The following is a 24,951-nucleotide window of genomic DNA, read 5'->3' on the forward strand; positions in this document are numbered from 1 at the left end:
ATGGGCATTAGTCCTGTTCTGGGTTTCTCAAGTAATAACCTACACCACGGCGTGTGACGATCCAATTTGGATGGCTCGGGTTGTCCTCGATTTTTTCACGAAGCCGGCGGACTGTTACGTCAACCGTTCTGACATCGCCGAAGTAATCATAGCCCCAAACGGTTTGAAGCAAATGTTCACGGGTCATCACTTGTCCGATATGTTTTGCTAAATAATGAAGCAATTCGAACTCACGATGAGTCAATTCGATTGTTTCGTCTCGTTTTGATACAACGTACGCGTCAGGGAAGATGACGAGAGAGCCGATATGAATCTCGTTAGAGGAAGGCTCTTCCTCCGCAGGCGCTGTTGTCAGCTGGCGGCGCAGGTTCGCTTTTACACGTGCCAAGAGCTCGCGTGTGCTGAATGGTTTTGTGACATAGTCATCAGCACCGATTTCAAGCCCGATAACCTTGTCAATTTCTGAATCCTTAGCCGTCAGCATAATGATTGGCATATCGTATTTCTTTCTGACTTCACGGCATACTTCAACGCCGTCTTTATTCGGAAGCATAATATCTAAAAGAATTAAATCAGGCTGAAGCTCTTCTACCATTTCAACGGCTTCGTTTCCGTCGTGGGCACAGTGCACTTCATAGCCTTCTTTTCTTAAGTTAAATTCCAATATATCTGCAATCGGTTTTTCATCATCTACTACAAGGATCTTTTTATCCATCATTTTGATTTTCCTCCTGCCGAATGACTTCATTTCATCTATATAACATTCGTTTCATCACTTATGGCCCATGTAAAGAATGGGTCCTTGTCTATTATAACGGTTTAAGGTCAAAAGATAAAAAAAATAAAGGTTTAGAAAAAAAACACATGTTTCACCTTTATCGCCAGTTGTTTATCTATTGTCATGCTGGTCAACTTTTTTTAAAAAAGATAACTTTATTGAAACCTCCCCTCACCGGAGTGCGTCTTTATCAATGACGTCTTCTTCTTTGAACCGGCCGCAGGGCCGGTTCTCCCTTTTTCTTCTATTATAACACTCCTCATGTTTGCCTTTTTCCTAAAAGAAAAAACGCACCTACGATTGCAGATGCGTTTGGTAAGTGGCTCGGGACGGAATCGAACCGCCGACACACGGATTTTCAGTCCGTTGCTCTACCAACTGAGCTACCGAGCCAAATGTTTTATTTTTCTCTACTAAGTAAAGTAAAATGGCGGTCCGGACGGGACTCGAACCCGCGACCTCCTGCGTGACAGGCAGGCATTCTAACCAACTGAACTACCGGACCTTACAGTAATTGCCCGGAGAGCTGTCGTGTCAGCTCTCACAGACAAATAAGGAATTTAGCAATAACGCTAAAGTAAATCAATGACCCGTACGGGATTCGAACCCGTGTTACCGCCGTGAAAGGGCGGTGTCTTAACCGCTTGACCAACGGGCCTTCACGAAATGGTGAGCCATGAAGGACTCGAACCTTCGACCCTCTGATTAAAAGTCAGATGCTCTACCAACTGAGCTAATGGCTCTTAAAGATGTCGGAATTTCTATAGAGCAAACGACTTAAATCTAGTTCTCATCTTGTACTCTATTGAAGCAGTTTCCGTAACAACGAGATTTATAATATCACGAACAAATAGAAGTGGCAATAACTTTTTTGGTTTTTTTTCATATTTTTTTCTCAGACCAACTTATATGCGGCTTTCAAACAAAAAACAAGCCCCTTAAATAGGGGCTTGCAGACATATTCTATTTAGTTCGCACGGTACACACTGCGAAGGACATTTGTTTGTGAGCGGTCTGGACCGACAGAGAAAATAGAAAGCGGAATGCCTGTCAGCTGAGACACACGCTCAAGATAATGGCGCGCATTTTCCGGAAGCTCGCTCAAGCTCTTCGCACCTGTAATATCCTCAGTCCAGCCCGGCATTTCTTCATATACCGGCTCACATTCAGCAAGTGCCTTAAGACTTGCTGGGAATTCTTCAATGATTTCGCCTTTGTAGCGGTACGCCACACAGATTTTCAACGTTTCAATTCCTGTTAGGACGTCAATTGAGTTCAGAGAAAGATCTGTAATTCCGCTCACACGGCGGGCGTGGCGGACAACAACGCTGTCAAACCAGCCGACACGGCGCGGGCGGCCTGTTGTTGTTCCATATTCGCGTCCGACTTCACGGATTTGATCGCCGATTTCATCTTTCAGCTCAGTCGGGAAAGGACCGTCGCCGACACGAGTCGTATATGCTTTTGATACACCGACAACGTGCTTGATTTTGGTCGGGCCGACACCAGAACCGATCGTGACACCGCCGGCAACCGGGTTAGATGACGTAACAAACGGGTATGTTCCTTGGTCGATATCGAGCATAACCCCTTGTGCGCCTTCAAATAATACACGGCGCCCTTCATCAAGAGCATCGTTTAAGACAACAGATGTATCGCAAACATACTTTTTAATCTGCTGTCCGTACTCATAATATTCGTCTAAGATATCCTCAAGTTTAAACCCTTCTGTCTCGTACATTTTCTCGAGAAGACGGTTTTTTTCTTCAAGATTGCGCTCAAGCTTTTCCGCAAACGCGTCACGGTCTAACAGATCCGCGATACGAATTCCGATGCGGGCTGCTTTATCCATGTAAGCAGGGCCGATTCCTTTTTTCGTTGTGCCGATCTTGTTAGCCCCTTTACGCTCTTCTTCCACTTCATCCAATTTCAAATGATACGGCAGAATGACGTGAGCTCTGTTGCTGATTCTCAGGTTATCTGTACTCACGTTGCGCTCATGAAGATACGCAAGCTCTGTGACTAATGCTTTCGGATCTACAACCATTCCGTTTCCGATTACACACGTTTTATCCTTATAGAAAATTCCAGACGGGATTAAGTGAAGCTTATATGTAATTCCGTCAAACTTGATTGTATGCCCTGCGTTATTTCCGCCTTGATAACGGGCGATCACTTCTGCATTTTCTGATAGGAAATCTGTAATTTTACCTTTTCCTTCATCGCCCCATTGCGTACCTACTACAACTACTGAAGACATGTCCGTGCACCTCCGTTAACCTTTCAAAACGATTCTATTCAAACAAATCAAGTTTATCAGTGAAGAAACAGAAAGTCAATTGTAAATCCGAACATTAAATTATTGTAAATCTATATTCGTTCGCTTCCATTCGTTTTATAAGCGTTTTCTCACTGCTTTGTCATAAAAAGCTTGTGAAACTTTCATCCTTTAGCACAAGAAAGAATCATTTGTCTGATATCCCTTTTGAATTCATAAAAACGACCCGCCAGCCGTCCGGGTCCTCTATCGTCACGCCGCCATTGCTCCAGTACGGGTTCTCTGATTCGACCTCTTGATAGCCCATGTGTTTTAGCTTTGAAGTGATCGCTGCCAGTTCATCTGCATTCGGCACATAAAAAACAAGAAGGCTGTCGGGATGGGGAACGGGGGCAGCGCTTCCCCCTTCATACTGGGTGAATTCTAAATGATAATCGGCATGAGGAAGGCCGAACATGACACCGTCATACCCGTTATGCTTTGAAAATTCTCCTATTCGTTTCAAACACAGTCCCTCTTCGTAAAAACGAATAATCTCATCAAGCTGGCCCGTAGGACGCGCAATTCGGATTTGTGCTGCTTGAAAAGACGAAAAACGTTTTCCCATATTGTTACCATCTCCTTTTTGCACCATTTTATTAAAACGCTTTCAATTTTTCATCCGCTGAGCGAACGGTATTTCTTCCATCTTTCGAATGAAAAAAACCCCAAGAGCAGCTCTTGGGGCTTATGCGCCGGGCGGAACGCCTGCGTCGTCAAAACGCCGTTCCAGGTTGACGAATTTGTTGTATTCTTTTACGAACGCAAGAGACACGGTTCCTACCGGGCCGTTACGCTGTTTGGCGATAATAATTTCGATAATATTTTTATTCTCGGTTTCTTTGTCATAGTAGTCATCACGATAAAGGAACGCGACAATATCCGCGTCCTGCTCGATACTTCCTGATTCCCGGATATCAGACATCATCGGACGTTTATCCTGACGCTGCTCAACACCCCTGGAAAGCTGAGAAAGCGCGATAACAGGGACTTGCAGCTCCCTGGCAATCGACTTCAGTTCACGGGAAATTTCAGATACTTCCTGCTGACGGTTGTCCTTTGAACGACCGCTTCCCTGAATCAATTGCAGGTAATCGATCAAAATCATGCCCAGCCCGCTTTCCTGCTTCAAGCGGCGGCACTTGGCACGGATTTCACTCACTCGAATACCCGGTGTATCATCGATGTAAATCCCGCTGTTCGATAGGCTTCCCATTGCCATCGTCAGCTTGCCCCAATCCTCTTCGGTCAGGTTACCTGTACGGAGATTCTGGGCATTGATATTTCCCTCGGCACAGAGCATACGCATAACGAGCTGCTCGGCACCCATCTCAAGACTGAAAATCGCTACGCTCTCATCGGTCTTCGTCGCCACGTTTTGTGCGATGTTCAGGGCAAAGGCTGTTTTCCCTACTGAAGGACGGGCAGCCACAATGATCAAGTCGTTGCGCTGGAAACCCGCAGTCATCCGGTCAAGCTCCGTAAACCCTGTTGGAATTCCCGTGATATCACCTTTTCGATTGTGAAGCTGTTCGATATTATCATAGGTCTGGACAAGGACGTCCTTAATATTTTGGAAGGCACTCGTGTTTTTGCGCTGTGCCACTTCCATAATCGTTTTTTCCGCTTCACTGAGTAAATCCTCGACCTCATCCTCACGGGTATACCCGTCTTGAGCAATCGTTGTCGCAGTTCTGATTAATCGGCGAAGAATCGATTTTTCCTCAACGATTTTCGCGTAATATTCTATGTTAGCCGCTGTCGGCACCGAGTTTGCGATATCTGTCAAATATGAAATGCCGCCTACTTCTTCCAGCAGGTCTGTGTTCGCAAGCTCTGATGTGACTGTCACCAGATCAACCGGTTCACCTCGGTCACCGAGCACCAGCATCGCATTATAGATTTTTTGGTGGGACATTCTATAGAAATCATCTGGAATCAATACTTCTGAAGCCAGTGTTAAAGCAGACGGCTGTAAAAAAATAGCGCCTAACACGGCTTGTTCGGCTTCTATATTTTGCGGAGGAAGCCGGTCATTCAGAAGGTCTGTCATGCTAAGCACCGTCCTCTCATTAAAAAATCTCCAACCTCCATTCTACCATTTCTACAGAAAAAAAATAGAAAAATTGTCTGTTTCCTGTTTTTTTCAGTTAGCAGATTGGATCGTTTCGGACAGTAACAAGGCGGGAAAAATGCAATAAAACATGAGGGAGGAATGAAAGATGATAAAGAAATATGCGATTACGCCTAATGTTGATGCGGACGGCTGGTTTATTGAGGTGGAGAATGTAGCGCCGACAGCTTTGTATACGTCTAAAGACGCCGCTATTGAAAAGGCCAAACAGGTGGCTAAGGAAAACAGTCCGTCTAAGCTTGTAATTTATGACCAGTTTAAAAATGTGGAAGAAGAACACTCATTTTAATGAATGAAAGCCTTCGCTGCAGCGAGGGTTTTTTAGCGGTTATCGGTTTATTTCATCCATTGGATGCCTATGTGCATCATCAAATCTGCCGCTTTTTGATACAGATCCCACTCCCCGATCGAAGCAAATTTCCCCATCAGCTCCTGAAGCTTTAACCTCATTGCTATATATTCTTCGAAAGTGACAGCTTTTTCAGTGTCTATTTGGTGTTCCTTCAGCATTTGTTTTAATAAGGATAACGGTGCGTGCATAAGAACCCTCCTTACCTCTTTTATAACGGTCATTTTCCGATTGCTCTATTCCTTTGTGACATCTTCTTACATTTCACATCTGATTCTTGTACAATGGACAGAAGAGAGGAGGGATCTTTTGTGAGACCTTTGCAAATTTCTGCTGAAACTGCACAAAAGCTTGCAGAGTCCTTGAATCTGCCGCTTGAACAGATCATGCATATGCCTCAGCATATTCTGCTTGCCAAAATGGCTGAACTGCAAAAAGAGGACAAATCATAGCCTTCATTCACATACTTGCTTACCTGTTTCGGGATAATATCATGTATATGTTAGAAAAGAGGAGTAACTGCTTTGCCACATCCACATAATAAAAAAATCCAATCATTTTGGCTGATCACCGGCATTATCTTTATCGCCTTTAATTTACGGCCCGCGATCACTTCAGTCGGTCCGGTCATCAGCTCTATCCGGGCAGAGCTGCACATGTCCAATGGGGCAGCCGGTTTTTTGACCGCACTGCCGCTGCTTTCGTTTGCAGTTCTTTCTCCGCTTGCACCTAAGCTTGGACAGCGCCTCGGAAATGAGCGAACTTTATGGCTAGGTCTCGTGATACTGCTTATCGGTGTTTTGACTCGTTCTACCGGCTATACTGCCGCTTTGTTTTTCGGAACGGCACTTATCGGCGTCGGGATTGCGATTGGTAACGTACTTTTGCCAAGCTTAATCAAACATAAATACCCTGAAAAGCCAGGGATCATGATCAGCCTGTATACGACATCAATGAATATATTCGCAGCTTTAGCATCGGGTGTCAGCGTTCCTTTAGCGACCCAGATGAATGGCGGGTGGAAACAAGCCTTTCTCTTATGGGGCGGGCTGGCTTTGCTTGCATTGCTGATCTGGATACCTCAGCTGCGCCATCGAGATACGGCAAACCAGACAATGAAGCTGCAATCCAGTTCCATTTGGGCTTCCAAAATGGCATGGTATGTCACCATCTTTATGGGCCTGCAATCGTTTTTATTTTACAGCAGCATCGCTTGGTTTCCTGAAATTCTCCGTTCACACGGGATTGATACGGCAACAGCCGGATGGATGGTATCACTCATGCAATTTGCGAGTCTGCCTTCCACTTTTCTGACACCAGTTTTAGCTGACCGTGTGAAACAGCAGCGCGGTATCGTTGCGGCGCTGGCCTCAGTTTATCTGATCGGCCTTTGCGGATTATTAGCGGGCGGAAGCCATACATTGCTTGCCATCTGGATGATCATTATCGGTATCGGACAAGGCTCCAGCATTAGTCTGGCCCTTACTTTGATTGGTCTCCGCAGTGAAAATGCCCAACAGGCCGCTGCGCTGTCAGGCATGTCTCAGTCATTCGGCTACCTGCTGGCAGCAGTCGGGCCAATCTTTGTCGGCTATCTCTTTGACCAGACGCATTCTTGGACGATGCCGATTGTGCTTCTCATTGCTGCCCTGATCGTAATGGGAGCAGCCGGACAGGGAGCCGGACGAGATCGATACATTTTTCAGTCAGAAAAACAAAGAAATTCAGCATAAAAGCGGGGAAAATATCTCCGCTTTTTTCTTTGAATATTTATGGTTTATTCATAAGTTTTTCATATTTATTTTTTACAATTAGACACCATAAAGAGGTGAAAAACGATGAAAACCAAACGATTCGACGCAGCCCTTATTCTTATTTTGCTGGGAGCAGCTTTTTTGAATACGTATCACGTTTGGCAGGAGGACACAGCGAACCAGTACTATTTGGCGGCTGTAAAAAGCATGACGCAAAGCTTCCATAATTTCTTTTATGCGTCATTTGACCCTTCTGGATTTGTGACAGTAGATAAGCCTCCTGTCGTGTTATGGATTCAAACGATTTTCGCACTGATTTTCGGTGTTCACACGTGGAGTGTCATCATTCCCCAGGCTCTTGCCGGAGTTGGGTCTGTATTCCTTCTCTACAGAATGATTAAGCCGACTTTTGGAATTGGAGCGGCCCGCATTGCCGCACTTGTCATGGCACTGACCCCTATCGCAGTAGCTGTCAGCCGGACAAACAATATCGACAGCATGCTTGTTTTTACCTTATTGCTCGGTTCAGCTTGTCTGCTTAGGGCAGTAAAACAAGGTAAGCTGGTTTGGCTGCTGACAGCATTTGCCCTGATTGGGCTCGCCTTTAATATGAAGATGATGCAAGCGTTTATGGTATTGCCTGCATTTGTGTTATTCTACCTGATTGCATCTCGGGTTTCTCTGAAGAAAAAAATCGGGTCCCTGCTTCTGTCTCTTGTCCTTCTGACAGGCCTTTCACTCTCATGGGCGATTGCAGTGGATTCAGCCTCTTCCTCAAGCCGGCCTTATGTAGGAAGCAGCCAGACTAACTCAGTGCTAGAACTGGCCTTTGGCTACAACGGCACAGAGCGTCTGCTTGGGCAAACTACGGGCCTTGCAAAGGGTGATATGAATGCTGCTGGCGGAGGGAACATGCAGAATCAAGACAACATGCAAGCGCCAAATGGCAACGGTTCATCTTTTTCTCAGAACGGAAATCAATCATTCGGAAACCATTCACAGGCGCCTCAGCCGCCTAACGGACAAACCGGCGCTCTCAATGGAGGCGGAGGCACACCTCCCACAGGTGGCAACGGGCCTGGAAATGGAGGGCCTGGCGGCGGAAAAAGCATGAATATGTTCGGCACCGGTGATCCTGGCCCGCTTCGTCTTTTCCAATCAGCACTTTCCGGCCAAATCAGCTGGATGCTTCCATTCTCATTGATCGGATTACTGGGCGCAATCGTCAGCTGGTACCGTGATCGCCGCGGACATGCTGCTAAAATGAAAGAAACGCTATTCTGGGCGGCTTGGCTTGTTCCCGTGGCTGGTTTCTTCAGCATCGCAGGATTCTTCCACCAGTATTATTTGATTATGCTGGCACCGCCGATTGCCGCCCTTTCTGGTATCGGATGGTATACGATGCACCGCTTATACAAAAATAATAAAGACTGGTCCAGCTATCTTCTGCCGGCAGCCGTCTTGATCACAGCCGTGTTTCAGATGTATATTCTGAGCGCTTATACAAGCCAAATCGGCAGTGTATGGATGTATGTCCTGGGGCTCTTAGGGCTGGGCATCACCCTTGCACTTCTGATGCTTAAACGCAGCCATCCGTTCAGTAAGCTGCTGACCATCATCAGCTTGTGCGTTCTGCTTCTCACACCTGTTTACTGGTCAGCAACGCCGCTTCTATACGGTGGCAACAGCGTCCTTCCTGAATCCGGCCCGCAGCTCAAAGGCTCAGCAAACGGCGGGAACATGTTCTCTTCAGAGGTCGACAGCGGGCTCCTGTCCTATCTGAGAAAACACAATACCGGCGAAGAATATTTATTTGCTACTTTGACAACCGTAACAGCTGCGCCATACATCATTTACGAAAATGAATCTGTTATGGCAATGGGCGGGTTTAACGGCACGGATCCCATTCTGACTGTGTCGGAACTGAAAAAACTGATCAAAGAAGGCAAAGTGAAATACTTCCTTCTGTCAGAAAACAACTCAGGCAACAGCGAACTTGTTTCCTGGATTAAGAAAAACGGAAAAGAAATAACATCTGACGAGTACAGCGGTTCCTCCAGCAGCACAAACAGCGTGCAGGGAATGCGAAGAGGACCTGGCGGAGAAAGCCAGCAAACTCTTTATCTCGTGGAATAAAAAAAGAGGCTTGGATGAATCCAAGCCTCTTTTCTATTAAGCTTCTTCTTTTACATGTACCTTTAACACAGCCTGCACTTCAGGATGCAGCTTCACAGGCACGTTTGTATATCCTAATGCACGAATGCCGTCCGGCAGTTCAAGCTTCCGCTTATCTACTTTAATGTTATGGTCTTTTTGGAGCTGTTCAGTGATTTGCTTGCTTGTCACTGAACCAAATAAACGGCCGCCCTCACCTGATTTTGCGCTAAGCTCAACAGTCAGTTTTTCTAATGTCTCTTTCAAGCTCTTAGCCTGCTCAAGCTCAGCAATGGCTTCTTTTTTCTCTTTCTGCTTTTGTCCGTTTAGCGCGCTGATGTTTGACGCGTTCGCTTCAACCGCGAGGCCTTTTTTAATTAGAAAGTTATGCGCATAACCGTCTGCTACGTTTTTGACTTCGCCTTTTTTTCCTTTTCCTTTTACATCTTGTAAGAAAATAACCTTCATCTCTGTACGCCTCCCTCAAAATACTCATCTATGGCGTGCTTCAGCCGTTCCAGCGCTTCAGAAACTGAAATGCCGGACAACTGAGTCGCCGCATTTGTTAAATGCCCTCCGCCTTCCAGGGCCTCCATGATGATCTGAACATTTACCTCGCCAAGCGACCGCGCACTGATACAAACCGTTTGTTCATCCCGTCTCGCCACCGCAAATGAAGCCTCAACCTCACTCATCGACAGCAGCGAATCGGCAGCCTGCGCAATCAGCACTTGATCGAAGTATTCCTCTTCATTTTCAGGAAGAGAAGCAATCGCAATGTTATCTTTATAGAGGACCGTATGCTGGATCAGCTTCGCCCGTTTAATATAGGAATCAACGGTTTCTTTCAGGAACTTCTGCACCAGCACCGTGTCGGCGCCTTTTGCCCTTAAATAAGAAGCCGCATCAAAAGTCCGCGAGCCCGTGCGGAGAGAAAAGCTCTTTGTATCCACTATTATACCAGCTAATAGGGCTGTTGCTTCAATCATATTGATTTTTAAGCGCTTCGGCTGATATTCAAGCAGCTCTGTCACCAATTCCGCTGTGGAAGAAGCGTATGGTTCCATATAAACGAGCAGCGGATCTCTGATAAACTCCTCACCTCTGCGGTGATGGTCGATGACCACGATATGTTCAATTTTATTGACCAGCCGTTCCTCCATGACGAGTGACGGCTTATGTGTATCAACGATCACAAGCAGTGTGTCATCATTGGAAATTTCCATTGCTTCTTCAGGCGTAATAAATCTTGACCACAGTTCTTCATATTTTTTGATTTCCCCAATCAAACGCTGCACACTTGATCCGATTTGGTTTGGGTCAATCACGATAAAACCATCTTTGTTATTTGCCTGAGCCACCTTTAAAATCCCGATCGCTGCGCCGATAGAATCCATGTCGGGGAATTTATGCCCCATGATAATCACATTGCTGCTTTCGGTGACGATTTCCTTTAAGGCGTGAGAAATCACGCGGGCCCGCACCCTTGTTCGTTTCTCCATTGGGTTTGTTTTACCGCCGTAAAACTTCACCTTGCCGTTTGGCAGCTTAATGGCTACCTGGTCTCCGCCGCGTCCCAGTGCTAAGTCCAAGCTGGATTGCGCCAAATCGCCAAGTTCTTTCAGGGAAGAGACTGAAGCCCCGACACCGACGCTTAACGTCAGCGCTACACCGTCAAATGAGGTTTTTTCCCGCACTTCATCAAGAATCGAAAACTTCGAATTTTCGAGTTCAGTTAAGATGTGTTCATTAAGTACAGCGATAAAGCGTTCTGAAGACGTCCTTTTCAAGAAGATCCCGTACTCCTGCGCCCAAGCGTTCAGCAAAGATGTCACCTGGCTGTTCATCGTGCTTCTCGTCTGGTCATCCAATCCTTGTGTCACATCATCATAGTTATCAAGGAAAATATATGCCAAGACGGTTCTTTCGTTTTCATATAGCTTTTCAATCTGAATTTGTTCTGTTACATCAAAGAAATATAACAGACGCTCATCCCGTTTGATGACAACCCTAAACTTGCGGTCATTCAATGTAACCGTTTCCGATTCCACCTCTTGTTTGATAAGCGGCACTACCGATTCACAAGTATCGTAAAGTGATCTCCCCACTAAAGTGCTTTCATTAAAACAAGAGGAAAGAAACGGATTTGCCCATTCTATATAATATTGGTCATTAAAAAGCATGATTCCAATCGGCATTTCCATCAATGCCTCTTCACCGACTTTTTTCAACCTGTAGGACAACGTAGAAATATAAGCATCAATCTCTTGTCGAATAAGAGAATCAGCACGCTTAATAAAAAACAAAATAACTGCCAGCAGCAGCACTTCGACGGTTCCTAATATCCAGTTAAAATAAAAGCTGATGAGGATTGTAATAATTGACAGAGCAATCAATGCATAGATGGGATACCGAAACAGCGGTTTTTCATAAAAGCTTGGCATTTCTATCACTCCCCACCATGTGAGTAAAACTCATGTTCACTTCACCTTATTCCTTATATGAAAGCCCATATCTAAAACGCCTAAAATGCGAATGGCTGCCATGAAGACCGGATGCACAAATCCAAGTATGACAGCAATCACAGCCGCAGCCTTTGGATATTGTTTCTTATGGCAATAGAAAAAGATAAATGATAACCCTTGGATGAAAATCAGAAACCCGAGTATAAACTCCCCATTTAAAGCGATAGAGTACAGCATTTGGCCTTTTTCTAAAGGCAAAAATGAAAGCATGACAATAATCAAATACAGTACTACAACACTTTGCGGAAACTTCAACTCTCTAAAAGGCTTTAGATTAGGAATATCGGGGGAGAATCGCCTTAAGAGCGGCTTAGCGATAAGGTAACTGAGGAAAGAAAAAATAACTCCTACCATCACAATAGCTGTTGGAAAAAGATATTGAACGATACCCAATTGTTCTTCCATCAGTTTTAATTGCTTCTCAAACTGCCCAGCATTGCCCGACTGCTTCGCTACAGTTTCTACAATATCAAGAGATTGCCGGTATTGTGTCATTGCCTCATCAATGATATTGATACCCAAAAACTGAATGCTTATCACAAAATAGAAGACAATACTAAGCATATAAATAAGAGCGCCCGAAATAATGGCGTGCCCGGGCTCTTTCCTTTTGAAAAAATGTCCCATGGCAATGCCGGCGCAAGCTGACATAAAAGCTACAATAAGCCCGTTAAAGGACCCGACAATAAAAACAACCGGAAGACTGACAGCGCCCATCCATATCCCTAGCTTCAATCCATGTCTGATCGTATACAAGATCATTGGCAGCGGCAGTGCAAATAACAGAATTGTTCCAATCACAGGAACATAAACGACCAGAAGCGTAATGATCGCAAACAGACTGATTAAAATAGCACCTTCCATTAAAGCTCTCGTTTGTTTCACTTAGTCACCTCGTATCATCCTGAACATACGAATAGAAAAGAGCAGCATAAACGACTGCTCTTTTTTTCATCGCTGCAACATGCTTTGCACCGAATGTTTTTATATCAACTCTAAATTTTACTTTTATATTTTAACATAAGTCCAAATCGCAAGTAAAATGACGCTAATGTTTCATGTGAAACATGAAAAAGGAAAAGACATTCTTTGAAAAGAATGCCCATCACAATTAATGTTTATCATCCATAAAGCCAGAAGATTCCTTGTTTTTCTTTTTCGTTTTTCTGACATACATAAAAATTAAGATCACCAGTAAAAGGGTTGTTGCTTGCAGAACGCCGCTGCTAAACAAGAAAAAGTTCTTTATCATGTCCCACATTGTGTTTCACCTCTTTGTGCATGTTCTCAACCCGTATCCTATATAAGGTGAATTTCCCTTTTTAAAAACTTCAAAACATCATGAACAACATTGAGCGTTGGGCATATGCTGATATGGAATCTGATCGATAAAGGAGAATTTTCACATGGATGAACGCAGAACATTGGCTTGGCATGAAACATTAGAAATGCACGAGCTGGTTGCTTTTCAATCAAACGGACTCATTAAACTGAAGAAAATGATAAGAGAAGTAAAAGACCCTCAGCTCAGACAGCTTTATAACGTGTCTATTCAGGGTGTTGAGCAAAATTTGAGAGAGCTTCTTCCGTTCTTTCCACAGGCTCCGCACAGAGAGGATGAGGAAGAAGAACGCGCAGATAACCCATTTTACAGCGGTGACCTGCTCGGTTTTGCCAAAACATCTGTCCGCAGCTATGCCATCGCAATTACAGAAACAGCAACACCTCAATTAAGAAACGTACTGGTCAAACAGCTGAATGCTGCCATCCAGCTGCACGCCCAAGTTTATCGATACATGTATCAGCATGGATATTATCCGTCTTACAACCTTTCTGAACTGTTGAAAAACGATGTCAGAAACGCCAACAGAGCCATTTCAATGAAATAAAACAAGCAGCAAAGGAGTTCCCTTTGCTGCTATTTCTGCTGATCCTTCACTAAGCCGTTCGAACGATAAGATTCCAGCACGTCTCTGTTGGATTCTCCCCATTCTTTCATTTGCAAAACAATCGGTTCAAGCGTGCGCCCAAATTCCGTCAGAGAGTACTCTACCTTGGGCGGCACCTGGTGATAAACCTCACGGTGCACGATGCCGTCCGCTTCCAGCTCCCTCAGCTGGAGAGTAAGCATTCTTTGAGTAATACTCGGGCAGATTCGCCGAAACTCATTAAATCGTTTCTTGCCATCTATCATGTGATAAAAAAGAATTCCTTTCCACTTTCCGCCAATGACATCTAGAGTGAATTCAACTGGACAGCCTTCTTTGTTCGGGTATATATTCTTTTTTTCACTCATTCTTGACCCTCCAATAGTACCTTTTTTGATACTACATTACATTTTGCAACTAAGCTACCCAGTATTTTACACACCTTTTCTCCTTAGCTCAAAGAAAATGCTTCTTATTCACATCAATTTTTAAGGGTTTGCATGATTACACCTGCAGCAAGACGTGTTAAACTATATAAAGATTACACTACTTAAAAAAGGATAGGAGCTATCATGGAAAAGATACTTATTTTCGGACACCAAAACCCAGATACAGATACGATTTGTTCTGCGATTGCTTATGCTGATTTGAAAAACAAACTCGGCTTCAATGCTGAGCCTGTCCGCCTCGGACAAGTCAACGGCGAAACACAATACGCGCTTGACTATTTCAAACAAGAAAGCCCGCGTCTTGTTGAAACAGCTGCAAACGAAGTAAACGGCGTTATCCTGGTTGACCATAACGAACGCCAGCAAAGCATCAAAGACATTGAAGAGGTTCAGGTTTTAGAGGTTATCGACCATCACCGCATCGCTAACTTTGAAACAGCTGAGCCGCTTTACTATCGTGCTGAGCCTGTAGGCTGTACGGCTACCATCTTAAACAAAATGTATAAAGAGAATAACGTGAAAATCGAGAAAGAAATTGCCGGCCTTATGCTGTCTGCGATCATTTCTGATTCCCTGTTATTTAAATCTCCAACTTGCACGGACCAAGACGTAGCAGCAGCAAAAGAGCTTGCGGAGATCGCTGGAGTAGATGCTGAAGAATACGGCTTGAACATGTTGAAAGCAGGCGCTGATCTAAGCAAAAAAACAGTGGAAGAGCTCATTTCTCTTGATGCGAAAGAATTTACACTCGGCAGCAAGAAAGTCGAAATCGCACAAGTAAACACAGTGGACATTGAAGATGTAAAAAAACGCCAAGCTGAATTAGAAGCTGTGATCTCAAAAGTTGTGGCTGAGAAGAATCTTGATCTGTTCCTTCTCGTTATCACTGATATCTTAGAAAATGATTCACTTGCTCTTGCAATCGGTAACGAAGCAGCGAAAGTGGAAAAAGCGTTCAACGTTACATTAGAAAACAACACAGCCCTCTTAAAAGGCGTTGTTTCCCGTAAAAAACAAGTCGTTCCTGTCTTAACAGACGCAATGGCTGAATAAGAAAAAGCATCCCGCGTCGGGATGCTTTTTCTTATTCACCCAGCTTCTCAATTTGTCCCATCACATCAGTAATTTGCTTTGCGTTTTGGACCAGGTCTGACTGCTCCAATTCTTTAAGCGATACCTTGCCTTCCTCGGCTTGTTTCAACACATCTTCAGCGCTTTTCTGCAAGGTTTTGTTATGTTCCTGAATGGTTTGATGAATCTCCGCTGCGGCATCAGGCGGCGTTAATTCATTAAAATCAGCGGCAGCCTTCTGAATCGACTCAAGCTGCGTTTCAAGTTTTTCTTTCGCCTCGGTGTCATTTACAGCTTTCTCAGCCAATTCAGGCGCTTCCTCTGCAAATGTCTTCACCTTCTCCACATACCCCGCTGCTTCACTCGTATAGTTCAATCCGTCGTTCACCTGATCAAGCATGCCGCATCCGCCTGCACTCAAAAGTCCCACTCCGGCAAGTACTGTCAAAATGATCTTCATCTTCAGCCCCCTCATCGTTTCTTTTTCATTTTTTCTTTTAAGATCGGAATCAATTTCTCTTTCGCTAACGGCAGCCCTTTCCTCACCAATTCACGCTTCAGCCACTTTTTCAGCTTAGACATTCTGATGCTCCTCTCCCTTTTTGATAAAAATGAAAAAACTCCACCAATTTGGTGAAGTTCCTGAAACAAAAAGACCTTCACCAAATCAGATTTGGCAAAGGTCTCGCTAACAATGAGATTGCCAGCAAAGCCGAGGACACCTTGTCCCGTAATGACGACTTTACTGTGAAAGCTACTCCCCTTTGGAGTGTTCATTTTTATTACTTTCATTCTAAAGCACCGATCTGTTCCAGTCAAATTCCTGCCGTTTATATAAAAGCGCGCTGTGGTATTTAAAATTTGAATGGTTTTTCTATCAGGAGATCATGCTATGACAGAGGAGGTTTTCATCATGAGTCAAGAGCGCGTGAAACGGCCTGGGCATACCAGATGGTACATATCTTCGTTACTTAGCGGCATTATTATTCTTAATTATTTTGACCGAGTGGCCATCTCGGTAGCGGCCCCTGCGATACAAGATTCGTTTCATCTTACTGCAACTGAACTCGGCATCGTGTTTTCCATTTACACCTATTCCTATACACTGATGCAGCTGCCTGTCGGAAGTTTGCTGGACCGTTTTGGGGTCGCATGGGTCACGAGGGTTGGAATGACAATATGGAGCTTTTTAACGATCCTTCTTGCTTTTTTGCAAGGAAAATTGCTGTTGTATCTGTTCCGGTTTCTCATTGGGCTGACGAGCGCCTCTGCGTTCCCCGCTGCCTCTAAAGCAACCGCTCTCTGGTTTCCTCCAAGTGAGCGGGGATTGGCAAACTCACTGTTCGATTCGGCCGCCAAGTTTTCAAATGTAATCGGCGCGCCATTGGTCGCCTTTCTTGTCACAACATTTGACTGGCGTGTCGCTTTTTTGACGATTGGATGCATCAATGTGCTGTTTACGATCTTTTTCTGGCAGTATTATGAACAGCCTGAACGGCACAAACGCATTTCTAAAAGTGAACTAAACTATATTCAAAAACACAATGCCATTACAACAGAGCAAATCCCTTACAAAACGGGCCCGCTTTTAAAAAAGCTTTTCACCAATCGGAAAGTATGGGGCTTAATGATCGGATTTACAGGGTACGGGTATACATTCAACCTGCTGCTCACCTGGCTTCCGACTTTCTTTAAACATACATACGGTATGGATCTCATGTCGTCCGGTTTATTTACAGCAGTGCCGTGGCTGATCTCAACCATTTCCGGAATTGCCGTCGGCGGCTGGCTCGTCGATTATTTTATTAAGAAAGGCTATCCTAACACCAAGGTGTACCGAACCGTAATCATAGTCGGAATGAGCTTTGGCTTTTTCTTTTTAGGATCCATTCTGACGAACAATATTACCGTAGCCATTATTTGCATTTCCATCGGACTCGCCGGAATTTCCGCAACCGCTCCGGTCGGCTGGTCCATCTCCGCAGAACTCGCGCCGATCGGTTCCGTATCCATGCTGAGCTCCATGGTGAATCTCGCAAACAACCTGTTCGGAGGCATTATTGCTGCGTCACTGACAGGGTATTTGTTTGATGTGACAGGCTCCTTTACCCTCAGCTTTCTGGTAGCTGGTTTTGTGCTGTTGCTGGGATTGGTTTTTTATGTGTTTGTATTAGGGGATGTAAAACGAATTAAACTGGAATAAAGAGTGCTTGCTGAAAAGCACTCTTTTCTTTGAATCCGCCAGGTGTTATTTTCTTTCTCCCACATTCACTAGGCTGTCTTCGGACGAAAACACCACCATTTTATCCTTGACTCCAACCAAAAGTAAGGCCTCATAGTGAAAGAAGAAAGGAGGAGTCGGATGGTGAAATTAACAGTAAAAGAACTATCCAATATTGCGAATGTCACAATCAAAACGCTTTATCATTACCACAAAATCGGCTTGCTAGCCCCAAAGGAAATAAGCGAAGCCGGATATCGGTACTATGGTGCTGACGAACTAAAAAGACTGCAGGAAATCCTTTTTTACAAAGAATTAGATATTCCTTTGTCAGAAATCAAAACATTACTAAAAGAGGATGCTGAAAGAACAAGTACATTAGAAAAACAAAAAAAGCTGTTTGAAAAGAAAATTGAAAAGTATCAGCGTCTCATTCAAACAGTCAACACATCTTTAGAATACACGAGAAAAGGCGAAAACATGGATCATAAGGTAATGTTTAAAGGATTTGAAAGCGCTGAAGAATGGAAACAATCTTTAGCAGAACAAAATGGGTATTTAAAAGAGCGTTACGATTTTGAATTGGATACACATACAATCAATGTCGATGAAATGAACAAAATGGCAATAGAGGCTAAACATTTTCTTGATAGGATGGCTGATTTTTTAAGAAATGGTGTAACGTATCATGACCCTTCCGTGCAAGAGCATGTCATGAATCATCTTAAGTTCCTAAATCAGAACGGGCATCCGACAAGTAAAGAAGATTACGTAAAACAAACACGTTTTTTTATGCAAGATGATTTCCATAGAGGAATGTTAGAAGAGCAGCAAGCCGGTTTATCTTATTATTTGGTTGTCGTTGCAGAACACCTGTAGTGTTTTGTCACCCTTTATAGGGTGACAGCCATCAGGATTACAAGACAGCACCGCCAACAATCGAAACATTCTGCCGGTCAACGACAAAACGCCGTCCGTTCCATTTTAATACGGTTTGAACATATCCCAATGAGTCGGCGTTATACCTTCCCGCTATCCGCTGGTACGCCAAAAATTCGTATACGCCGTCTCTGTCAAAATCAACCGGATACAAGCCCGATAAAGGATTCACCCATCCTTCTATCGGCATTTTTAACACACCTTGGCTGTTATAAATCTCATTCAAATATTCCCTGCCTTTGTAAGTAAGGTCGAGGATATACATTTCGTTTTGCTGATGACTGATGACGCTCGCTTTATATTGATTTTGATACCTCACACTGTACTTTAATTCATCATTCAATACATCTGAATTGAAAATTCGCCGAAACTGCCTGTTTAGATAGGCAAACACGTATGCATAAATAGCACCGCCGCTTCCCCCTGTATCTATTACCACTGCCACATCCTCAATCTTGTCGCCTGTCATATCCCCCAGAAAAAGTGACGGATTGTATCCCATATTGTTTTGAAGCTGAATCTGCTGCTCCTGATGGGTTCTGCCATCACGGATCACCAATGTGATATTTCTCCATAACGGGCTGCCGGGCATTTGATTTCCAGTTAGAAAGACCTCGTCAATAATGCCGTCTCCCGTTACATCGCCGCGAGTAGATGCAATGATTGCACGTGAGGAGACAGGCTGCCGAAATACGTATGGATGTTGAACAAGTCCTCTGCTTTCATAAAACCAATAAGGAGCCATTCTGATGTCATACACATTCAATTGTGTCACCTTCCCTAATCAGCTGAATGAATCATTATATGCAGGAATGGCACATCAAAGACATATCTTACACACCAATTAAATCCGTACCATATGAGTTATCGATTACACAAAGCCACTCGCCTTGCGCATTCTTCTTAAATACATAGGTCGCCCTTCTTTCCATCGCATACTTGGAGTCCTTTTTATCCGAATCAAGCAGTGTCTGAGAAAGGACGAGTACCGTGTCACCTGCTTCCAACAGGATCATTTCCCCTTGTTTCGGGACAATATGATGATTGAAATAGTTCGCAATCGTAATAAACGCTTTTTTGATTTCTTCTTTGCCTCGCGCGATCATGCCCGGCTTCACGACTAAAACGGCATCTTCCGAATAATAATTCATCAGTGTATCAAAATCTTCATTTTGGATTGCCAGATCACACGCAGAGATGGTCTTTCAATTGCTGTTCCAAATGAATTCCCCCAATCATCATGATTGGATATATTATACATCGCTAGACCACTGAAACCTTGAAAACAAAATGAAAAGTATCCTTTTTTCCTAACGAATCGAATGTATAACAAGCTCCGCAAAAGCCTCTGCAGCAGGCAGCTGCCATTTTTTCTTTTTGGGTGTGAGTAAATCGGATCGAGGGCTTCAACATGCTGGAGATTTTTCAGCTTATGTTTTTCACTTCCATTAATCCCTATACCTTACCACATAGTTTTTATACAATTCTTCGTTATAAAGAATTTCTTCGCCATGTGAAGAGCAAATGAGCGTTGGTTTGATTTGATCTATGATTGAGCCGCTATCGATGTTCTCATTTATATCAACACTGAATCTTCTTATAGGTGGGTGTAAATCCTCCTTACTTGTGATAAAAAGGTCGCCCGTTAATAGCGTACGATCGATTTTATGATAATACACGACATGCCCCGGCGAATGGCCAGGTGTTAAATAGTATTTCAGAGGCAGGTGAGCAAGCGTTTGCTCCGTCAGCGGCTGGACAATATGGGCTACCCCTGTGTTCTCCACTTCATTTTTGTTCGGATATGGCTCTTCCCCATTGATGTACTTTAGTTCTTTCTGGTGCGCAAAAATCGGAATATCAAATCTCTCTAACCATTTTGATGCACCTCCGATATGATCACTGTGGCCATGGGTAAGCAAAATGGCTTTTGGATTGCCGATCGCTAACGCTGCCCTAATTTGAGCATCAGCAAAACGTTCTATTCCCGTATCAACAATATAAACATCATCACCATCTTTGATAAACCAGGTATGAACCGGAATACGAAGAGGCACATCAAGCTCAAATTCACATTGATAGACATGTTCTGATAGTTGTCTCAAGTTCACGCAAACCACTCCCTTTGGAGATTTTTGATAGTTCAAAAGAAAACAGAAGTGAACGGCCAGCGGACTGGAATTCTTGAGGAGGAGACGCCGATTTTCGCCAGCATCAGCTCGACTTGTTAACATTGTCCATTAATAATCCCTTTTGTTCCCCTTCTTCACATATTCCCAATCACGTTCTATATTCTTCCTCACTCTATGAAGGAGTGCAGAAATGGTTTCCTTTTCCTCTGAAGTAAAACCGGACAAGGCCACTTCCGTGGAATGTTCTCCTTCTCTTCTTAACAATGGATATACCTTTTTCCCTTTCTCAGTCGGGAACAGTTTTTTTATTTTTTTATTTTGCTCATCCGGCAGTTTTTGAATAAATCCCTGCATTTCCAGCTTCTTAATGGCCCGCGCGGCCGTTGTCCGATCCACTTTTATCATTTCCGCCAATTTTTCTTGAATAATTCCCGGATTTTCGTATATACGTACGAGATAGAGATACTGCCCTCTTGTTAAGTCCAAATCTTTAAATTCGATGTTGCTTATGGAATCCAACGCTCTTGCTATCATGCCGATCTCACGCAAAATATCATTCATTCCTAAAACCCCTCACGTATTTTTGTTGCAATTACAACAAAAATGTTTTAACCTTACTATTATAAGACCACATGCATGCTGTACAGTCCAGACTAATATCAGAAAAGGATTGATTCATAATGAATATAAAAAGAATAACAACTGAAGCTGATTTACATGAAGCTTTGAATATTAGAAAGACGGTTTTCATTGAGGAGCAACATGTATCGGAATCTGAAGAGTTCGATGAATTTGATACGCTCCAGGAACAATGCCAGCATGTCTTGGTATATCATGAGAATCAGCCTGTCGGCACGGGCCGTGTGCGCATCGTTGACCATACAGCAAAGCTGGAAAGAATCTGCATCCTAAAACCTTACCGTAAGTATGGATTGGGGAAAGTCATCGTAAGCGGGTTAGAAGAAATTATAAAAGAAAAAGGACTGACTGCATGTAAGCTGCATGGTCAAACACAAGCAGCAGGCTTTTATCAAAAACTGGGCTACCAGATTTCTTCACAGGAATTTATGGAAGACGGCATCCCTCACGTCCTGATGACAAAAGAAATATCGCGGATTTAACATGAAATATATTTTTTACGGATTAGGCATACTCATATTAAGTTTGGGCATTTCCTTAACCATACAATCAGGACTGGGCACATCACCCTTCGATGCCCTTTTGGTTGGTCTGTCAAAAGAAATCGGTCTTACCGTAGGAAGCTGGGAGGTCCTTATTTCTGTGCTCCTCTTAATCTGCAACGCTATATTAACGAGAAAAAAACCTATTTTGCTGGGCTTGATTACAGCATTCATTACTGGAATAGGCATTGACCTATGGTTGTTTGTTGTAAAAAACACCCTCTATCTAAACGCGTTGTTAAGCAAACTGATTTGTTTCGGAATTGGTTTGGTGCTCATCGGTCTTGGAACAGCCATCTATCTTCAGACAAAATTCGCATCAACACCCATCGATCATTTAACACTTATTATCCGAGATCTCTCCAAAAGAACAATCTTGTTTTCAAGAACATTGGTATACGCTCTTTTCTTAGTATTAGCCATTATCTTTAAAGGCCCTATCGGCATCGGAACCCTTTTAACCGTCTGTTTAGGAGGAATGCTCCTTCACGTTTTTATGCCTATTGTGGAAAAACAATTCTTATCAAAGAATAGAAGGGGTTAAAAAACCTCTTCTTTGAAAAAACGAAACGCAAAACAAGCTACGTTTCGTTCAATAATTTTATATAAATTAAAATTTATAGTACCAAAAAATCGCAATTTCATTTGCTGTTGGAAGATTGGAATAAAGCATCGTATCAACTGCACCTATTATAAATTGATGTTTGGCATAAAAATGACAAGCTGAAACATTAATATCTTGTGTTTCAAGCATAAGGCCACAAAATTTATTCTCCTTTGCCCACTCAATCGCTTTATGTAATAATGCTGTTCCAACGCCTTTTTTTCTATAGTCTTTTGCAACGGCAATGTCCTCTATTAGTGCATACCCATTCCAGTTAGAACGAATCTTAATCCGGCCGATGCAGTTGTTTTCAACATAATATAAAAAAACCGCTTTTCCCTCTTCTTCAACATAACTAACATCCATTTCATCATCTTCATATTGTTTAAAATAAGGTTTAGAAAATCGTTCCTCAGTATATGTCCAAACACCGTTTTCAAAAGCAGGTATCATTCTCCCAAAAACAACGAAAGGTTCATTTGGTTTATTGAAATCTTTCAAATTCATTTGAGTCATTTTCTTGATCATATCAATCTCCGCCAATCGAAATAATATTTAGTAAACTCGTTTCGATACTATTCAATAACAGCTTCCAAAAGTGCACTTTTTAGGAGAACAACACCAGGTAAGACATCCATTACCTTATATATATTTCACTATCTTAATGAGGTATTTCAACAGAGGCTTGTGGTACAGTAAAAATGCCCACTAACAATAAACTCAATGAGAAATATCATACTTCCTTCAACTCGCCCACAACCCTGTTGACTAGTATCCGTGGAGAGAGGAAGCTTTGACACAGCTTCTGCCATTGGTGACATCTCTATTGAAGTATCCAAAGGACAACCAAGGATCGCGCTTTGACTTTTTCAAGAAGAAAGTAGAGCGAATAAAGGAGTGATTGAGTATGTTAACAAGAGAAGATATCTTTAAACACGTCAAAGAAAAATACGGTACATCGCCTGATTACCCGTGGGAGAAATACCCAAACTATGCTTCTTTGAGACATACATCAAACAAAAAATGGTACGGTCTTATCATGAATGTTCTCCCAGAAAAATTAAGCTTGGATGGTCATGGCGAAATAGATATTCTAAATCTAAAATGTCCCCCTGAAATAAGTGATAGCTTAAGAAACGGGGAAAATATCTTACCCGGATATCATATGGATAAGGAACATTGGATTTCAATTGTTTTAGAACGGACAGATCCAGGAGGCGAAATCTATAACTTAATCGAGCAGAGCTTTCATTTAACCAAGTGAAGATAAAGAGTGTTCCGGCTAATCAAGCTGCGAAGAGTAGTGGGCACTTTCATTTTAGGATACTGTTCTTCACTCTGTCCACAAACGCAACTTAGTTCATCTGGTGCGAGAGTGGGAGAAGAATTTCAACCAACTTCTTATGGAAAAGGATGAATAGTTATGACAAATAACTTAAAACAGAGAAGAATCATTTTAGATTTAGCAGTTACTTTAGATGGTTTTATTGAAGGAAAAAATGGAGAAGTTGATTGGTGTATTATGGACCCTGATATGGGGTTTACTGATTTTTTAAATCAAATTGATACTATTTTATATGGCAGAAAAAGCTACGATTTATGGGGACAATATATTCCAAAAAATGAAGACCCTGATACAGAAAAGGAACTTTGGAAATTGGTTCATAGTAAAAAGAAATATGTTTTTTCCAGAACACAAAATGAGATTGATAATCAAGCCATATTTATAAATGATAATATTCTTGAAGAAGTAAATAAATTGAAGAAAAATCCTGGTAAAGACATCTGGCTATATGGTGGAGCGAGTCTCATTACAACTTTTATAAATTTGGGGCTTGTTGATGAATTTAGATTATCTATTCACCCTGTTGTTTTGGGAGAAGGAAAACCGTTGTTTATTGATGTAAAACAGAGGATAAATTTAAAAATGGTGAATACAAGAACATTTTCCTCTGGCGTTGTGCAAATCGTTTATCATTGGAATGGCTAACATTGTAAAGTAACACTCGACAGTAATCCTTCTTATTGAACTAAAGGGGAATCCATAAATAATGGGTTCCCCTTAATATACTATGGAATTATCAATATCAAATTTTCTGTAATAAAAGAGGATTGAAAAGGACGATGTCTCCTCAATTAACATCATTAAGCATTATAGTATATTTTCTTCTCCCTCTTTTAAGTAATCGGCTAAGTTTTGTATTTATAAAAAAACGAAAGAAGGTGATCCAATGCCTACTAACAATAAACCCAATAGATTAATCGCTGAGAAATCTACTTATTTTACTTCAACATGCTCATAACCCTGTGGACTGGTTCCCTTGGGGAGAAGAAGCATATGAAAAAGCGAAACGCGAAAACAAGCCGGTTCTGGTCAGCATCGGTAGTTCGACATGTCATTGGTGCCATGTCTAT

The 24,951-nt window shown here is 42.8% G+C and carries 28 protein-coding genes, 4 tRNA genes and 3 pseudogenes; 13 read left to right on the forward strand and 22 right to left on the reverse strand.

Features of this window, described 5'->3' with window-relative positions:
• Positions 1 to 7: 7 nt before the first annotated feature.
• From walR to dnaB, 8 genes are all read right to left on the reverse strand, one after another.
• Positions 8 to 715 carry a cell wall metabolism DNA-binding response regulator WalR gene (walR, locus tag QF06_RS18665; protein ID WP_003244363.1) on the reverse strand — a complete coding sequence of 236 codons (708 nt, stop codon included), beginning with the start codon at positions 713 to 715 and terminating at the stop codon, positions 8 to 10.
• A gap of 383 nt (positions 716 to 1,098) precedes the next feature.
• Positions 1,099 to 1,171, reverse strand: a tRNA-Phe gene (locus QF06_RS18670).
• 35 nt (positions 1,172 to 1,206) lie between these two features.
• Positions 1,207 to 1,283: transfer RNA gene (locus tag QF06_RS18675), tRNA-Asp, on the reverse strand.
• A gap of 81 nt (positions 1,284 to 1,364) precedes the next feature.
• Positions 1,365 to 1,436: transfer RNA gene (locus QF06_RS18680), tRNA-Glu, on the reverse strand.
• A 9-nt stretch (positions 1,437 to 1,445) separates the two neighbouring features.
• A tRNA-Lys gene (locus QF06_RS18685) sits at positions 1,446 to 1,521 on the reverse strand.
• 224 nt (positions 1,522 to 1,745) lie between these two features.
• Entirely contained in the window at positions 1,746 to 3,038 is a 1,293-nt protein-coding gene (gene purA, locus QF06_RS18690) for an adenylosuccinate synthase (protein WP_003226929.1), read from the reverse strand.
• Positions 3,039 to 3,243: 205 nt separating this feature from the next.
• On the reverse strand, positions 3,244 to 3,663 hold the full coding sequence (locus tag QF06_RS18695; protein ID WP_021481080.1) for a VOC family protein: 420 nt from the start codon (positions 3,661 to 3,663) through the stop codon (positions 3,244 to 3,246).
• Between the two features lie 120 nt (positions 3,664 to 3,783).
• Entirely contained in the window at positions 3,784 to 5,148 is a 1,365-nt protein-coding gene (gene dnaB / locus QF06_RS18700) for a replicative DNA helicase (RefSeq protein ID WP_003226923.1), read from the reverse strand.
• Between the two features lie 169 nt (positions 5,149 to 5,317).
• Here dnaB and QF06_RS18705 point away from each other — a divergent pair, with 169 nt between their 5' ends.
• A complete protein-coding gene (locus tag QF06_RS18705) occupies positions 5,318 to 5,518 on the forward strand; it encodes a DUF2188 domain-containing protein (protein WP_003226922.1) in 201 nt (66 codons plus the stop codon).
• Between the two features lie 47 nt (positions 5,519 to 5,565).
• On the opposite strand, the gene QF06_RS18710 is transcribed toward QF06_RS18705, so the two are convergent.
• A complete protein-coding gene (locus QF06_RS18710) occupies positions 5,566 to 5,769 on the reverse strand; it encodes a hypothetical protein (protein WP_003244312.1) in 204 nt (67 codons plus the stop codon).
• 120 nt (positions 5,770 to 5,889) lie between these two features.
• On the opposite strand from QF06_RS18710, the gene QF06_RS21630 reads away from it, so the two are divergent.
• The 3 genes from QF06_RS21630 to QF06_RS18720 all read left to right on the forward strand — a co-directional run bounded on the left by QF06_RS21630 (position 5,890) and on the right by QF06_RS18720 (position 9,468).
• On the forward strand, positions 5,890 to 6,030 hold the full coding sequence (locus QF06_RS21630; protein WP_003242786.1) for a YycC family protein: 141 nt from the start codon (positions 5,890 to 5,892) through the stop codon (positions 6,028 to 6,030).
• Between the two features lie 72 nt (positions 6,031 to 6,102).
• On the forward strand, positions 6,103 to 7,311 hold the full coding sequence (locus tag QF06_RS18715) for a CynX/NimT family MFS transporter (protein WP_003226917.1): 1,209 nt from the start codon (positions 6,103 to 6,105) through the stop codon (positions 7,309 to 7,311).
• 105 nt (positions 7,312 to 7,416) lie between these two features.
• Positions 7,417 to 9,468: an ArnT family glycosyltransferase gene (locus QF06_RS18720; RefSeq protein WP_041850280.1), complete on the forward strand. Its 2,052-nt coding sequence runs from the start codon at positions 7,417 to 7,419 to the stop codon at positions 9,466 to 9,468.
• Positions 9,469 to 9,504: 36 nt separating this feature from the next.
• On the opposite strand, the gene rplI is transcribed toward QF06_RS18720, so the two are convergent.
• From rplI to QF06_RS21635, 4 genes are all read right to left on the reverse strand, one after another.
• Positions 9,505 to 9,954, reverse strand: a complete 450-nt coding sequence (gene rplI / locus QF06_RS18725; protein ID WP_003226915.1) for a 50S ribosomal protein L9 — start codon at positions 9,952 to 9,954, stop codon at positions 9,505 to 9,507.
• The gene (gdpP, locus tag QF06_RS18730) at positions 9,951 to 11,930 is read right to left on the reverse strand and encodes a cyclic-di-AMP phosphodiesterase GdpP (RefSeq protein WP_003242517.1); all 1,980 of its coding nucleotides are present in this window, start codon (positions 11,928 to 11,930) and stop codon (positions 9,951 to 9,953) included. The genes rplI and gdpP overlap by 4 nt, the downstream gene beginning before the upstream one ends.
• A 36-nt stretch (positions 11,931 to 11,966) precedes the next feature.
• On the reverse strand, positions 11,967 to 12,896 hold the full coding sequence (locus QF06_RS18735) for a YybS family protein (protein WP_003243969.1): 930 nt from the start codon (positions 12,894 to 12,896) through the stop codon (positions 11,967 to 11,969).
• Positions 12,897 to 13,122: 226 nt separating this feature from the next.
• On the reverse strand, positions 13,123 to 13,272 hold the full coding sequence (locus QF06_RS21635) for a hypothetical protein (protein WP_003226909.1): 150 nt from the start codon (positions 13,270 to 13,272) through the stop codon (positions 13,123 to 13,125).
• A 145-nt stretch (positions 13,273 to 13,417) separates the two neighbouring features.
• Between QF06_RS21635 and cotF the strand changes: the two genes are divergently transcribed.
• Positions 13,418 to 13,900, forward strand: a complete 483-nt coding sequence (gene cotF, locus QF06_RS18745) for a spore coat protein CotF (RefSeq protein ID WP_003243364.1) — start codon at positions 13,418 to 13,420, stop codon at positions 13,898 to 13,900.
• 29 nt (positions 13,901 to 13,929) lie between these two features.
• Here the strand turns inward: cotF and hypR are convergent, their stop codons facing one another.
• Positions 13,930 to 14,307 carry a transcriptional regulator HypR gene (gene hypR / locus QF06_RS18750; protein ID WP_003242487.1) on the reverse strand — a complete coding sequence of 126 codons (378 nt, stop codon included), beginning with the start codon at positions 14,305 to 14,307 and terminating at the stop codon, positions 13,930 to 13,932.
• Positions 14,308 to 14,511: 204 nt separating this feature from the next.
• Here hypR and QF06_RS18755 point away from each other — a divergent pair, with 204 nt between their 5' ends.
• Positions 14,512 to 15,441 carry a manganese-dependent inorganic pyrophosphatase gene (locus QF06_RS18755; protein ID WP_003226902.1) on the forward strand — a complete coding sequence of 310 codons (930 nt, stop codon included), beginning with the start codon at positions 14,512 to 14,514 and terminating at the stop codon, positions 15,439 to 15,441.
• 31 nt (positions 15,442 to 15,472) lie between these two features.
• Here QF06_RS18755 and QF06_RS18760 read toward each other — a convergent pair whose 3' ends face one another.
• Complete coding sequence (locus tag QF06_RS18760; RefSeq protein WP_043940253.1) at positions 15,473 to 15,919, reverse strand: DUF6376 family protein; 447 nt, start codon at positions 15,917 to 15,919, stop codon at positions 15,473 to 15,475.
• Positions 15,920 to 15,930: 11 nt separating this feature from the next.
• Complete coding sequence (locus tag QF06_RS18765) at positions 15,931 to 16,251, reverse strand: hypothetical protein (RefSeq protein ID WP_003226899.1); 321 nt, start codon at positions 16,249 to 16,251, stop codon at positions 15,931 to 15,933.
• Positions 16,252 to 16,351: 100 nt separating this feature from the next.
• On the opposite strand from QF06_RS18765, the gene QF06_RS18770 reads away from it, so the two are divergent.
• Both QF06_RS18770 and QF06_RS18775 read left to right on the forward strand, forming a co-directional pair.
• Positions 16,352 to 17,662, forward strand: coding sequence for an MFS transporter (locus QF06_RS18770; RefSeq protein WP_014478548.1), 1,311 nt, complete (start codon positions 16,352 to 16,354; stop codon positions 17,660 to 17,662).
• 159 nt (positions 17,663 to 17,821) lie between these two features.
• A complete protein-coding gene (locus tag QF06_RS18775; RefSeq protein ID WP_043940254.1) occupies positions 17,822 to 18,559 on the forward strand; it encodes a MerR family transcriptional regulator in 738 nt (245 codons plus the stop codon).
• Between the two features lie 37 nt (positions 18,560 to 18,596).
• On the opposite strand, the gene QF06_RS18780 is transcribed toward QF06_RS18775, so the two are convergent.
• From QF06_RS18780 to QF06_RS18795, 5 genes and pseudogenes are all read right to left on the reverse strand, one after another.
• Positions 18,597 to 19,385, reverse strand: a complete 789-nt coding sequence (locus QF06_RS18780) for a hypothetical protein (protein ID WP_043940255.1) — start codon at positions 19,383 to 19,385, stop codon at positions 18,597 to 18,599.
• 67 nt (positions 19,386 to 19,452) lie between these two features.
• Positions 19,453 to 19,840: pseudogene (locus QF06_RS18785) on the reverse strand (YybH family protein).
• 89 nt (positions 19,841 to 19,929) lie between these two features.
• Positions 19,930 to 20,060: pseudogene (locus QF06_RS22215) on the reverse strand (LysR family transcriptional regulator); the annotation flags it as partial.
• Between the two features lie 7 nt (positions 20,061 to 20,067).
• Positions 20,068 to 20,730 carry an MBL fold metallo-hydrolase gene (locus QF06_RS18790; protein WP_032724976.1) on the reverse strand — a complete coding sequence of 221 codons (663 nt, stop codon included), beginning with the start codon at positions 20,728 to 20,730 and terminating at the stop codon, positions 20,068 to 20,070.
• 129 nt (positions 20,731 to 20,859) lie between these two features.
• Positions 20,860 to 21,312 (reverse strand): MarR family transcriptional regulator, encoded by a 453-nt coding sequence (locus QF06_RS18795; RefSeq protein ID WP_003226875.1) that lies wholly within the window; start codon positions 21,310 to 21,312, stop codon positions 20,860 to 20,862.
• Between the two features lie 119 nt (positions 21,313 to 21,431).
• On the opposite strand from QF06_RS18795, the gene QF06_RS18800 reads away from it, so the two are divergent.
• Together QF06_RS18800 and QF06_RS18805 are read left to right on the forward strand one after the other, a co-directional pair.
• Entirely contained in the window at positions 21,432 to 21,872 is a 441-nt protein-coding gene (locus QF06_RS18800) for a GNAT family N-acetyltransferase (RefSeq protein WP_041850273.1), read from the forward strand.
• Position 21,873: 1 nt separating this feature from the next.
• Positions 21,874 to 22,476: a YczE/YyaS/YitT family protein gene (locus QF06_RS18805; RefSeq protein WP_043940256.1), complete on the forward strand. Its 603-nt coding sequence runs from the start codon at positions 21,874 to 21,876 to the stop codon at positions 22,474 to 22,476.
• Between the two features lie 66 nt (positions 22,477 to 22,542).
• Here the strand turns inward: QF06_RS18805 and satA are convergent, their stop codons facing one another.
• Complete coding sequence (gene satA, locus QF06_RS18810) at positions 22,543 to 23,064, reverse strand: streptothricin N-acetyltransferase SatA (RefSeq protein WP_043940257.1); 522 nt, start codon at positions 23,062 to 23,064, stop codon at positions 22,543 to 22,545.
• Positions 23,065 to 23,443: 379 nt separating this feature from the next.
• On the opposite strand from satA, the gene QF06_RS18815 reads away from it, so the two are divergent.
• The 3 genes and pseudogenes from QF06_RS18815 to QF06_RS21640 form a co-directional block, all read left to right on the forward strand.
• Positions 23,444 to 23,800 (forward strand): MmcQ/YjbR family DNA-binding protein, encoded by a 357-nt coding sequence (locus tag QF06_RS18815; RefSeq protein WP_043940258.1) that lies wholly within the window; start codon positions 23,444 to 23,446, stop codon positions 23,798 to 23,800.
• Between the two features lie 159 nt (positions 23,801 to 23,959).
• Entirely contained in the window at positions 23,960 to 24,526 is a 567-nt protein-coding gene (locus QF06_RS18820; protein WP_021481097.1) for a dihydrofolate reductase family protein, read from the forward strand.
• A gap of 241 nt (positions 24,527 to 24,767) precedes the next feature.
• Positions 24,768 to 24,948 (forward strand): annotated as a pseudogene (locus tag QF06_RS21640) (DUF255 domain-containing protein); the annotation flags it as partial.
• Between the last annotated feature and the right edge of the window lie 3 nt (positions 24,949 to 24,951).

This window comes from Bacillus sp. YP1, assembly GCF_000877815.1.
Taxonomy (GTDB): domain Bacteria; phylum Bacillota; class Bacilli; order Bacillales; family Bacillaceae; genus Bacillus; species Bacillus subtilis.